The 12,310-nt window shown below is 41.4% G+C and carries 12 protein-coding genes; 2 read left to right on the forward strand and 10 right to left on the reverse strand.

What is annotated here, in order from left to right:
- Positions 1-24: 24 nt before the first annotated feature.
- The 10 genes from RMZ42_RS09975 to RMZ42_RS10020 form a co-directional block, all read right to left on the reverse strand.
- Positions 25-2,223 (reverse strand): putative baseplate assembly protein, encoded by a 2,199-nt coding sequence (locus RMZ42_RS09975; RefSeq protein WP_322671275.1) that lies wholly within the window; start codon positions 2,221-2,223, stop codon positions 25-27.
- Positions 2,220-2,633 (reverse strand): GPW/gp25 family protein, encoded by a 414-nt coding sequence (locus RMZ42_RS09980; protein WP_322671276.1) that lies wholly within the window; start codon positions 2,631-2,633, stop codon positions 2,220-2,222. Before RMZ42_RS09980 ends, RMZ42_RS09975 begins: the two co-directional genes overlap by 4 nt.
- Positions 2,634-2,768: 135 nt before the next feature.
- Positions 2,769-3,263, reverse strand: a complete 495-nt coding sequence (locus RMZ42_RS09985; protein WP_322671277.1) for a DUF3368 domain-containing protein — start codon at positions 3,261-3,263, stop codon at positions 2,769-2,771.
- Positions 3,260-3,508: a UPF0175 family protein gene (locus RMZ42_RS09990; RefSeq protein WP_322671278.1), complete on the reverse strand. Its 249-nt coding sequence runs from the start codon at positions 3,506-3,508 to the stop codon at positions 3,260-3,262. Before RMZ42_RS09990 ends, RMZ42_RS09985 begins: the two co-directional genes overlap by 4 nt.
- 141 nt (positions 3,509-3,649) lie before the next feature.
- Positions 3,650-4,147 (reverse strand): PAAR domain-containing protein, encoded by a 498-nt coding sequence (locus RMZ42_RS09995; protein ID WP_322671279.1) that lies wholly within the window; start codon positions 4,145-4,147, stop codon positions 3,650-3,652.
- 49 nt (positions 4,148-4,196) lie between these two features.
- A complete protein-coding gene (locus RMZ42_RS10000; RefSeq protein ID WP_322671280.1) occupies positions 4,197-5,930 on the reverse strand; it encodes a VgrG-related protein in 1,734 nt (577 codons plus the stop codon).
- Positions 5,931-6,049: 119 nt separating this feature from the next.
- Positions 6,050-6,610: a hypothetical protein gene (locus RMZ42_RS10005; protein ID WP_322671281.1), complete on the reverse strand. Its 561-nt coding sequence runs from the start codon at positions 6,608-6,610 to the stop codon at positions 6,050-6,052.
- 37 nt (positions 6,611-6,647) lie between these two features.
- Positions 6,648-9,821 (reverse strand): hypothetical protein, encoded by a 3,174-nt coding sequence (locus RMZ42_RS10010; protein WP_322671282.1) that lies wholly within the window; start codon positions 9,819-9,821, stop codon positions 6,648-6,650.
- A 23-nt stretch (positions 9,822-9,844) separates the two neighbouring features.
- Positions 9,845-10,369 (reverse strand): phage tail protein, encoded by a 525-nt coding sequence (locus RMZ42_RS10015; RefSeq protein ID WP_322671283.1) that lies wholly within the window; start codon positions 10,367-10,369, stop codon positions 9,845-9,847.
- On the reverse strand, positions 10,369-10,608 hold the full coding sequence (locus RMZ42_RS10020; RefSeq protein WP_322671284.1) for a hypothetical protein: 240 nt from the start codon (positions 10,606-10,608) through the stop codon (positions 10,369-10,371). The genes RMZ42_RS10015 and RMZ42_RS10020 overlap by 1 nt, the downstream gene beginning before the upstream one ends.
- Before the next feature lie 194 nt (positions 10,609-10,802).
- On the opposite strand from RMZ42_RS10020, the gene RMZ42_RS10025 reads away from it, so the two are divergent.
- Complete coding sequence (locus RMZ42_RS10025) at positions 10,803-12,062, forward strand: hypothetical protein (protein WP_322671285.1); 1,260 nt, start codon at positions 10,803-10,805, stop codon at positions 12,060-12,062.
- A complete protein-coding gene (locus RMZ42_RS10030; protein WP_322671286.1) occupies positions 12,059-12,274 on the forward strand; it encodes a hypothetical protein in 216 nt (71 codons plus the stop codon). The genes RMZ42_RS10025 and RMZ42_RS10030 overlap by 4 nt, the downstream gene beginning before the upstream one ends.
- Positions 12,275-12,310 lie beyond the last annotated feature (36 nt).

Here is a 12,310-nt window from a genome sequence, read left to right on the forward strand (position 1 = left end):
AAATGACAAATTACGAATTACGAATTACGAATTACGAATTATTTGGATGTCGTGATTGGAACGCAGATTTGTATCAGCCCAAGAACATATCAAACCTTCCGATCCCGGATCGATCAATTGTTCTGGTGATGGTTGTCGTCGCCAATTTTCTCCTTGCTTGCGGATGGGAAATAGCAAGACGGGGCCTAAATGACGCACGCCTGGGGTTTGTTGCAGTAATGCGACAATATCTGATGTATAAACTGGTCGCCCAAATAGCCAACCTTTGCCGTCGATTCCTCCAGTTAAGGGATTTAAATATTTATACAACGATCGCCTTAAATTCCGGCGAATTTCTTCGCTGGCAAAAGGATTATTGTATGCTGGCTCTAGAGCAATTTCTGTCTGTACCGAAACGCCTACGTAATTCGGCTCTTGTAACTCTACTTGTACCCCTAATAAGCGTCTTTCATCTAAATAACTCAAAATTTGCTCTTGGAGGGCATTACTGAGAGCAAAATCTTCTGGTGTCATCCCATTGCCTTGGGCGATCGCATCTGTATTTGCATAAGGAACTACCAGTAAACTAACTATACCAGCTTGTCTGCGAGAATTTGCTGGCAAACACCGGACGCGAGCGATCGCACCAGCACCCGCCTGTTGAGTTAAAACTTCAAAATCTTCAGCAGTGACGGCGCGATCGCGCGTGCGGAGGATGCGGGGAGCCTTCATTACAGCTTGTTCCAGCGATTCGGCATCCGCCCCATTGATTGCTGGTACGCGATTGACCACACTAGCAATGTATGGATATGCAGACTTCAAAAACTGAATTGCCCCAGTTTGAACATTGCCTTCTCTACCGCCGCCTGTACGATAAGTAACCATCCTAATCTCTGCACCACGGGGAGGAATCGCCCCATATTGGTGTTCCGACTGGTTATTTTCGAGAACTTGTACAGATGTGTCATCTAGTGATGGTTGCTGAATTCTTGATCTTACCTGAGTATGCTGTTTAAGTTGACTAGGTTCCCGAATCAGCGGCCCAAACTGGATTGTACCAGTGATGGAATCGATGGTGTAATGAAAGTTATGCGGTCCAGAATCAGCAAAATCTCTCACTTCAGTCCACTTTTGCGGCAAACCACCAGCCGGAGTAACTAAAATATACTCATCTTCTCGGCGTTCTAAAATTGGTGCTGTTTGTAACTGGAAACTTTGACCGGGTGTACCATCACTAATTCCCAATCGCTCATCTTGAATCAGCGTACTATGGCTAGCCCTAACAGTACCGCCAATTGAACGCACTGCTAAACCAATAATTCGTGGCGGACGATTGTAACCAGTTTCATTCGCTTCTGTGCTTACAAAGCTACAGCGCAACCAGCGACCTCGATAAGAGGTAAAATTAGCCACAGGCCAAATTTGCGGTAAATGCAGACGTACCTCTGCACCTTGAGACGGGTTTTCACCTTCTTGGGCGATTTCATAAAAACTGAAACCGCGAGTTTTATCATCTGATTCTTGCAATAAAACTGATTGCCAATTTTCCCCATCCCAAGCTTCCCATCTCCGGGGTGGTTGATTGGGGTTAATTCCCGCAGGGGTAGCCGCAGCCCCTTGGAAAATAATTTCTAAAACATTAGCGTCTAAAGGATCGTCAGAATTTATTGCTAAATAAAAGCAATTACCAGGCTGGGGTTCTTCTTCAAATATCGGTTGTTCGTTACCTGTCCAGTAACCGTTAGATTGACGAGTCCAGGAAGTTGTGACTCTTTCGCGCAGAGATTGGGGAATATCTTCGGTAGTTTGGGCAGTTAAGAAATGTTGGATGCGGGGTTTGCCGATAATTAGAGGAGAATCTGTGCTGAAGGTAATTGCTTCTGTAGTTTCAGTGCGGATAGTTGAAGCTTCTAATCCTGCCGGAATCGTGTAGGCTTCAGGTAATGCAGCGCTTAAATAAAAAGTTAATTCTGTGCGGGCTGGGGCGGGAGGCTGGAGACGAATACCTAGTAATTCTAAAAAAGCAACATAATTTTTTCGAGGTACTTGGTTGAATCTGAGCAACATTTGGTCAGTTAACCAAGCAAATAACTCAATAAGCGTAATTCCTGGGTCGCTGAGGTTGTGGTCAGTCCATTCTGGACAATAGCGAGGAATACGCATGATACATTCTTGCACCAAATCATCAAAGGCGCGATCGTCTAAGTTGGAAGAAGGTAATTTCGGTAAAAAATCAAAGTTCACGATTCCTCCCCAGCTGACACCAAATAATAAGGATAAACAAAACTATAAATATCGGGACTGTCTTTGAGCCGATAATTGATGATGATGTCCACTCTGCCACGCACTGGATCGGGATCGGTGATAACTTCATCGATAGTAATGCGTGGTTCCCAAACTTCTAAAGCTTCCAAGACATAAAGGCGGATTCGCAGTAGGGTATCGCTATTTAAAGGTGCAAACGCCAGTTCCGACAAGCGCGAACCAAAGGTAGGTCGATAAACCCGCTCACCTACACCCGTGCGGAGGATAATCCAAATAGATTCTTTAACTTTTTGATCTTCACGGCTAAGTTGTATCCCACCTTGCACGTTTAAATGCAATGGATAAGCCCAACCTGTTCCCAAATAGGCTCGATCGCGACCATAAACCATATCTGGCACTTAGACAGCTGTTACATGGATATCTTCAAAGATATCGGCACAGAAGGTTTAAGCCTATTCGCCAAAGGTCGAGATAATTACCGATTCGTAATTCGTAATTCAAGACTGATTGCCTTCCCCTTTGAATTAAGTTTCGTCCGCTATATCCAAAATCTGATTGTACAAGGCTGAAGATACTCTAAACTCTGATGTGGCAATTAGTGCATCGATCAAGGGTTTTACAGCAACAATCAATTTTTTTCGCTTTGCCTCAACCAATATATCTAGCAATCCAGTAATCTTGACTCCTAAACGATTAGCTTCCGCTCTGTCACGACGCTCATCAATCAATAGTAAATCTGCATCAAGCTCTAGGGCAAGAGCGATCGCCTCAGACTCTCCAGGATCTAGCGTCACTTCATTTTGAAGACGCTCAACAACCTCGCGGTTAATGACTTGTCTAACCTCTAACCAGGAAGCCGTTTGAACTTCGATGGTTCCCGGAACAGGGGGATCGATATCTGCGAGTTCACGATATACCGCTTCAGGAATCGTGACTTGATTGTAGAGTTGAGGTAGCAGTTTTAAGTGGTTGATTGCTCCCAGACTTGTGATTGCCGATGTATCGCTAATGACGATCACAACCGCCCTAAATCTCGTAAGTTCTTCAAATCCAGTTCAAAATCCTCAACATCATAAGAGTAAAGCAGAATATTTTGTTGCTTGAGAAGATGACGAAAAGCATTAAGGGGCATATCTGCTAATTTGCTGGCATAGCCTAACGTTAGATGGCCTGTTTGGAACAGGTACAATGCGATTTCTTGCCGAAACTCGCTTGGTGTAAGCTTAGATGCTTGCAGGATTTCGTCTGAAATGACAATACTCATAGCAGGACTACCTTACTGACTATATTTTCAGAGTAACCCAAAAACCTTTAAACAATGTCTGTGTATTACTCCCACCAAAAATTTCGCAGCACAACGCATGAATGACGGAGATTTTAGGCATTACGACTCTAACATCTTCACTCAGCCGCCAATCAAAACAGTGGGATTACCTTTGATAATTTTATTCGGCGGCCCTAATGCTTCTAAAACGGTGTCGCCCATGCGAGAGGCAGGCAGATTGTTAATCAGCACTGTCTGACTACCGTCAATCACAACCCCAGGCCCGTGAGGAGGGACGGGTAGAGGTGTGGCGCAATTATGAATATCAGCACCAGCAGCAGCAGCAGCGATCGCACTACCCATAGTAGCTGCTGATGTTGCCTTTGTAGTTTGTTCAGCAGCTAAGGCAGCAGGTGCCCCTGGCGTACCAGCCGCCGCTAAAGTAGCAGCCTCAGCCGCTTTGATAGCTGTATCAGAAGCGGTTTTGGCGGACTGCAAACCTGGTACTGCGGCAGCAAGCACACCTCGCCACGCAGGTAAAGACCCAATCAACACATTGGGACTACCCGGCCCTCCTGTTAAGACTGGGGGTAGGGGATGCGCTACATTGTCAGTAATTCTTGCTGCTGGTCTACCCACGACAACCTCCTATTGTGTTAATTACGAATTACGAATTACGAATTACGAATTAATTAAGTCGAATCAACGCACCTTTAACTGTAATCGTACCGTTGGCTGAAATGTCAATATTGCCGGCAGCATCTAATGACATATTACCTGTTGATTTCACTGAAACAGATTTACCCATATCGTCCATTTTGATTCTATGACCGCCTTTGGTTTCAATCTCTATACACCTTTGACTGTCATTAAGATATATTTTGTGACCGTATTCAGTTTCTACGCGAATACCTTTTTTACTAGTTCCTTTATCTTCTTCAATAAACTGTAGAGTATGACCTACACGAGTTTTAATGGTGCGTAATCTTACACCACTTGTAACTGAATCCCTTACTTTTTCTGGTGGTGCATCCTTGCCATTCCATACTCCGCCAATAACGTAGGGACGGTGGATATCGCCATGCTCAAAACCTACTAAAACTTCATCGTTTACCTCTGGTAAACAGTCAAAACCTCTATTTTGACCTGCTCCCACAGCTACAACTCTCGCCCAGTCACTTGTATGTTCTTCTGTGAGCGTGGGAAACTTAACCTTCACCCTCCCCCATGCCTCTGGGTCTTTATTATCAGTGACAATTCCCACTAATAAAGTCTCAGATGGCTGTAAGCGTTTTTCTGGGGATAGAGTTGTGAATAAGCTACCAGAACGTAGTCCCCGCACGCTGAAATAAGTTTCATAAACGCGTTGACTGAAGAAATGGCGGGTTTCTGTAACATAATACTTACCACTATAGCGATCGCCCATACCCTGAAGATTAATAACCCGTCCCGGTCGAATCTCAGGATTCCCTTCTGCTTTGGCATCTGCATAAACAAATTCTCCCCCTAGTTCATCACACAAAGCCTGAGCCATCGTGTCTGCTTGTTTTTTACTGGCAACAGGTTTATCTACAACAATCATTTTGGGAGACTTAAGATTAGAAAATGCATTACTAGTACTACTTCCTAGGCGATTACCTGTCTCGGTTATTTGCTTTTCTTTCTTGGCTGTTCCACTAATTAATTTTTTCTGGGTATAGTCCCAGGCGCGTACTTCTACAGAACTTATCTGTTCAGCACTAGTAACACGGGTACTAAATTTATTAATATCAACTAGCCATTTTAGTGATAAAGATCCCTGAGTTTTTGGTTTGCAAAAATTTAGCTTTTCTTCTGTAATAAATAATTCAAAACCAATGCGAGCAGCCCTTTCTCGCAAAAACTCCATATTGGTTTGATTTTCTTGAAATACATACTTATGAACTTCACCAGTTGCTTCTATATTGCCCAGCTTTATGCCTACTTCTTTAACTATTTGCTTGACTATATCGCTATCAGTTTTATTTAAAAAAGAACGATTATAACGACCTCTGTGCAGGCGATGAGAAATATCATAACCGCGAACAATGATATCAGCTTCAGATTTTTCATTGAAGTTAACTTCCATCGCTGTAATTTCGCCTTCAATGAGGAATTCTCCTACCTCCTCTTGGAAGTTATTATCTAGAGTCGTACTAGAAGTAAAACCCAATTTCACTTTTTTCCCAATTTTAAATAAAGGCTCATGTCGCCAAGCCTTATTTTCTGGTCGGTCAGATGCGGGAATATAGCTGTTATGGATTACTAGCGTAAACATTGCTGGTAAATGAAGGCTTTCTTCGATTGTGATTTGCAACAAATCCTTCATTAATTCAGGAGAAGCTTGTTTTCCATCTATTTGTATTTTAGGTTCGCTTAAATAAAGGCTTTTTTTTGCAGGCATAATTATTAATTTATAACTTATGGAATGTTCAGTAACACCTCTTTGGCTAAAGACGCGATTCATCGCGTCTTTACAAATGGTCTATTTGTCGCATTCTTTTTTCAAATTGGTATTACTTATTATGTTTTACTCAGTGTTTGTCCTTTTTGATCTCCCGCACGAGCATTGCCTGTAGAAGCAGATTCACGTCCTCCAGGAAGGTTATTCTTATCTACTTCTTGTAAGGCTATATCTACCAGTGCCCTTACTGGTGTACCATCACTCAAAAACATATTTAAAGTGTAGGTTAAACTCGTGATTACGCAATAAAAATACTCGTTTCCCCATGTAAATATATAAACAGGTGGTCGTTTATCAGTTGCTTTACTGATAGTTTCTACACCTTTCTTAATTTTATCTATATATTTTTTCATCACCGATTCTTTTGTTTCATAAGTATCATAAAGTAACTGTTTGAGCGTGAATTTGTAAGGTTCAACGCCAGAAAAGTTTACTTTCGGAAGTAGAGTAGTTCCTCTATTTCCATCCTTACTTTCCCACTTAACAGTCCGAGAGAAACTAATATCTGTAGGATTAAACATTAATTCAATATCTGGCGCTTCACCGTTATAAGCTACAAGTTTGGCTTTCTCAAGTTGCGGTTGACGTTTTTGAATAACAATAATTGCTGGACTTGCCATTTGAGTATTCTCCTAAAATTAATTATTGAATACGAATTTACCAAGGTAATCTACCAGAGGAACCACCATGACGTTCTCGCTCAATTTCTATTCGTTGTCGTAATCTGCTATAAACTTCACGAGCTAGAGCTTCAATATCGGCGGTATCATCTTTATCATCTTCTTGAAAAATGGAGGATGCGCTCTCTATCGTCTCAGTTACTGGTGCTATTTCTCTAGATATGTCGGGTGGAGTAACTTCTCCACCATCAGCAAAGCCTCTAGCTGAAGGAAGATGTTTAGCAAAAACTTGTGGTGATTCTGAAACATGAGAAAGTTCATAATTTTGGCTATTAAATTCTCCATCATTAAAATTAAAGCTAGTGAATTCATCATCATTTCCATTTAGTAAATCTTCCACACTCGACCATTGAGAAGGTGTATTTGACCATTGAGAAGATGTCTTAGTGGGAGAATTTGCTTTTCGGAAAATCAGGGGAGGCGACGAGTATTGAGGTGAGGATTCACCTACATCAATTGTTTCATTATGAAGGGTATGAATCTCTGGAGAATTGAGGATCGAAAGTCTCTGTTTACTAATATTCAATCCCAAGGAAGAAGGAATTAAAGAATTGGATATCTCAGGTGAATCAGTCTCAGCGCTTTTTAGCTGTAATGAAGTGTCTGAAAAAGAATCGACTTTAGTCGGAGTCTCTGGAGAAATTGTTTCTTCTGGTTCTGTGGAATTGGGTGTCTGTAAACTTGGAAGAATAATATCCTGCGGTGTTCCACCCGTGTTGATGTGATGTAGTAAAGGTAAATGCTTCTGTGCATCTCTAGTATTAATCACAAACTCCCCAGGCGTAAGCATTGCAGGTACTGTATCCGAGGCTGCTATTTGCTGGCGATTTTCAACGCGGGAATCTGTTACGTGGCCACCAGTAGCATAACCTTTAGGTGCTGGCAAATTTTCTGCGATCGCATTTTGCTCAACTTGAGGTAGTGTGTTTACCTCATTTTGTGGGGAGATGGGATTATCTGAGGTATCAACAAAGGTTAATATTTCAGGATTTTCTTCATTTGTTACCGCAGAGGTAAATTCTGATTCTACTATTTGTTCATTGTCAATAATTTCCCTGAAAATACTCGCAGTTTCACCAATCTCAGGCGATGTGGCGGTAATTGGTGCGATCGCAGTTTCACCAATTTCTGATGATGTAGGAGTAATTATTGGTGTTTCAGAAATCTCAGGTAATGTGGCGAAAAGTGGTGCGATCGCAGTTTCACCAATTTCTGATGATGTAGGAGTAATTATTGGTATTTCAGAAATCTCTGGCGATGTGACGGAAAGTGGTGCGATCGCAGTTTCACCAATCTCAGGCGATATGGCGCTAACTACTGGCGTTTCAGAAATCTCAGTTGATGTGGTGGTAATTGGTGCGATCGCAGTTTCACCAATCTCAGGCGATATGGCGCTAACTACTGGCGTTTCAGAAATTTCAGTTGATGTGGTGGTAATTATTGGTGTTTCAGAAATTTCAGTTGATGTAGCGGTAAGCGGTGCGATCGCAGTTTCACCAATCTCAGGCGATGTGGCACTAACTACTGGCGTTTCAGAAATCTCAGTTGATGTGGTGGTAATTGGTGCGATCGCAGTTTCACCAATTCCAGATGATGTAGGAATAATTATTGGTGTTTCAACAATCTCAGATGATGTGGCGAAAAGTGGTGCGATCGCAGTTTCACCAATCTTAGGCGATGTAGGAGTAATTGTTGGTATTTTAGAAATCTCTGGCGATGTCGCAGAAAGTGGTGCGATCGCAGTTTCACCAATTTCAGGTGATGTAGGAGTAATTGTTGGTGTTTCACCAATTTCAGGCGATGTCGCGATTAGTGGTGCGATCGCAGTTTCACCAATCTTAGGCGATGTAGGAGTAATTGTTGGTATTTCAGAAATCTCTGGCGATGTCGCGGAAAGTGGTGCGATCGCAGTTTCACCAATTTCAGGCGATGTAGCGGAAAGTGGTGCGATCGCTGTTTCACCAATTTCAGGTGATGTAGGAGTAATTGTTGGTATTTCAGCAATCTCAGGTGATGTGGTGAGAAGTGGTGCGATCGCAGTTTCACCTATCTCAGGCAATATGGCGCTAATTGTTGGTATTTCAACAATCTCAGGTGGTACTAAAATGGGCTGACTTTCTGTAAACTCGTTATTAGTACTCTCAAGATAGCTGTCACGTTGCAGTGAAGTCAGATTTGCTGAGGCATCCGAGACATTAACCACCATAGCAGACTGTGACTCTGAAATTACTAACGGTTCATTATTATCAGAGTTTCTGAATAAATTAGGTGTATCTTCAATCTCGGCTGAGGTAGGTGTTAGCTGAACAGGTATACTCGCTAGAAACTCACTTGAAACACCGGAATCAATTTCTGGTTGTATTGCAATAGTTTTTTTTGCAACTGAAGACTCAGAATTAGGTACAACAATATGCTCTACTACAGTATTTTCATCATTCGCCAAAGGATGGGTTAAAGTAGTTGCATCATCAAGAGCGGGTGAGGTAAGTGCTGACGGCAAAGCTAGAGAATTTTCAACGACAGCATTATCTAGTTGCAATGTGGGTATTTCCAAATTAGCCTCAACAGACAGAGGCTCATCTGATGCTAATAAGCTATCTTCATTACCATTAATAGTAATATTGCTTTGAACGATATTTTTAGCCACAGATGATTTTACTGCTTTTTTAGATTTTGATTTTGATTTTTTATCAAGTGGCTTTTGAGGTTTATTTATTTTTTTTGATTTAGATTTACCTTTAATGTTTTGTTGTTGGGAGGTATCATCACTCCTTTTTTTATCAATCCGATTTTGCAGGATATCTGGAATACTGTCTTTTGCTAGTTCACTATTATTAACATGACTATTTTTTGGGAAAGTTATTGATTCAAAAGAATCAGATTCAAGTAATGGAAAACCACCATTTATCTCTTCGTTATCCCAACTATCCCAACCTATTAATGATTGTATCGAGGGTTTATATTCACGAGATAAGAAAAATTTAGACGATTTAGCTAATGGGAGTTGAGTTTGTATTGGGTTAATAAAATTACTTCGTGAATACAGAGAAGGAGACTGTTTTCTCAATACCATTCTCTCAGGATTTGATAAAGATGATATTATCCCAAGGGGCTGAATATTGTTTCCTAGTGGAGATTGAATAATTTGCATAGTTATCGTTTAAAAATAGCCAATTAGCTAGAAACGAAATATCCACTTTTTTGATTCCGTTGTACAGAAGTGCCTCCTCCTGTAGACCTTGCAACTTGTAAGCCTTCATAAGCTAAAGTTAATTCTTCAATAGCAACCGCCTTACCATCTGCTTGGAGTGCAGGTGTTTTCCAGGTTATAGGAATAGCACCAATCAAAGTCCAACTCATCATCGTTTCACCGGCTTGATTGAAAATCAGAATATTGACATTGCGTCGAGATGTTTTCTTTTTTTCATCAAAAACTGCATTCATCCAGTTCCAAAAACCTGGATGATCGGTAACTCCACGTTTAAGAGTGATGTCTGCAAATTCTGTATGACCTAAATAAATTCTTTGCTGGTCGTTAACACCACCTTCCTGAAAAACATTTTTCTTAATTTGAATACTTAATCCTGAACATTCCGCAAAAGATGCAGCAATAGAACTATCTATTTCTACATAGAAACGATTAGTAGTGACATAATTTAATTCATGAGTAATGTTGCCATTATTAGCGCCTGTAGCCATCACAACCACCTTTGAGAATCATAACTACCTACCCTTTCGCGCTGCGATCGCAAATCTTCTAGCAAAAGTTTATATACGTGCTCTGTAAGCTGGTTCATCAGCAGTGAGTCGTTGAGGTATTTACCCGCAGCAATAGCTGCCTTGCTTGCATCAGATGCCGCCGAAACCCCAGCGTATCCAGCAGTACCGCCAACATCTCCATCGAAGGTGAAAAAATTTTGTTGCTGTTTTGAATCCATAAATAAAAAAACTCTCCCTAAATCCAGGCTAAAGGTAGTGCATCAGAATCAAAAGTAGCCAAAAGTCGAACTTAGTTTTTGCCTGGATTTAGACTTTGGGTGAATTGTGTTACAAGTGCGATCGCAGTACTCTAAATTGTGATTAATAGTAAAATCATTTATCTAGCTACTGCTTGGGCAACCAGGAAAAGAAAATGAGAGAACACGTCAGTCGGCAGAAAAAAACTACTACAGACTTCTCAATTCCATCCCTGAAACACCCAACACGTGGCTTTGGTTTGGAGTCGTCGGCAATTTCACGCCAAGCGGTTCCAAAAATACAACCACTCCATAAACCACTGACTCACGATATCAGTCGCATACCACTTCATACCCAAGCAAAACTCTCAATTAGCCAGCCTGGAGACAAATACGAACAGGAAGCCGATAGCGTCGCACAGCAGATGAAATCTCTGGACATACAACGACAACAAGCGCCAGAGAACGAAGAAGAATTACAGATGAAGCCGATGGTGAAGCGATTGCCGATGTTAATGATAGGTAGCGAAACCAGAGAACCTGTAATCCAGCGAGATATCGAAAATGCTACCTATGACAAATCCGATCCAACAAGCGCCGAGGCATCTAGGGCTTTCTTCACAGCCTATAATGAAACTGTTCAAAAGGCATATAACTATGCAATCACCGTACCTAGTTTAGGAGCTTATGGGGAATTGAACGGTTATACCAAACTTTGGGTTCAAAAGTGGAATGAACATTTATCGCAAAAGCGCCCGAAGTTGATGGCAGCAGCCTTTGGATATGTGATCGAATCGTTGGTGAGTGACTCAAACTCGGAGTTTCACCCCAAAATTGGTGGAGAGTATTCAGTGGATACACAGGTAACAATGGGTGGAACCCGTCCTGATTTAGTTTTGCGGTTAAAAAAAGGAAGCAACCATATTGCATGGCTAGACCTAACAGCCTCAGATAGTGTTGACCATATTTACACGAAGGATAATTGGTCTTTAAAAGTTAGCAATTTTGCAGAAGTTACCTATCCTTCTCTTGATCTTGGCACTTTAGCCTTTATGCAACAAAATAAAGACAATAAGGGCGGAATAAGCGAAGCGGATCTCAAAACAAGATTGGCTGCTGCTCAGGCAGAGTATGGAAAACGTAAAGAGCAATGGAAGGAGCTTGGTCAAAAGTTTGCTTTCAATCAGATTTGGAAAGAAATGAAGAAGAGTCGGGAGACCTTAAGTATGATGCCAGAATATCCACGACAATTTATCTTGGAGAAAATAAAGAAGGAATTCCAGGTTGCTGAATTAGATGAAAAGCTGGTGCCAAGTATCTTAATTGCTATGGGCGTGTCGGCAGTACCTTGGGGCTATACAACGGGATATAGCAGCAGTGAAAAAGCAGGTGAAGCATGGCTGATAGATAATGCGCCTGCTGAAGCTTCAACTTGAATTTACCAGAAGGAGATAGCGATTTATCAACTCGAATGCGATTAATTAAAACCTTTGTCACCAAACAGTATGCTAAGCAATTGGGAATTAATACTGATATTTCTACCTCTCGACAAAAACGACAAGAACGCAATTTATGGCAAAGAAGATTTTGGGAACATCTGATTCGGAACGATAGAGATTTTGCCAAACATTGCGATTATATTCATTAGACCTCTTGCAAAAGTAACTTTTGCACTCTTGTGGGA

The organism is Nostoc sp. DedQUE05, from assembly GCF_034530955.1.
Lineage (GTDB): Bacteria > Cyanobacteriota > Cyanobacteriia > Cyanobacteriales > Nostocaceae > Nostoc.

Coding starts and splice junctions, on each gene's coding strand:
- RMZ42_RS09980 (WP_322671276.1), bottom strand. CDS start 2,633: ATGGTTTATGGTCGCGATCGAGCCTATTTGGGAACAGGTTGGGCTTAT.
- RMZ42_RS09990 (WP_322671278.1), bottom strand. CDS start 3,508: ATGAGTATTGTCATTTCAGACGAAATCCTGCAAGCATCTAAGCTTACA.
- RMZ42_RS10000 (WP_322671280.1), bottom strand. CDS start 5,930: ATGCCTGCAAAAAAAAGCCTTTATTTAAGCGAACCTAAAATACAAATA.
- RMZ42_RS10005 (WP_322671281.1), bottom strand. CDS start 6,610: ATGGCAAGTCCAGCAATTATTGTTATTCAAAAACGTCAACCGCAACTT.
- RMZ42_RS10010 (WP_322671282.1), bottom strand. CDS start 9,821: ATGCAAATTATTCAATCTCCACTAGGAAACAATATTCAGCCCCTTGGG.
- RMZ42_RS10015 (WP_322671283.1), bottom strand. CDS start 10,369: ATGGCTACAGGCGCTAATAATGGCAACATTACTCATGAATTAAATTAT.
- RMZ42_RS10020 (WP_322671284.1), bottom strand. CDS start 10,608: ATGGATTCAAAACAGCAACAAAATTTTTTCACCTTCGATGGAGATGTT.
- RMZ42_RS10025 (WP_322671285.1), top strand. CDS start 10,803: ATGAGAGAACACGTCAGTCGGCAGAAAAAAACTACTACAGACTTCTCA.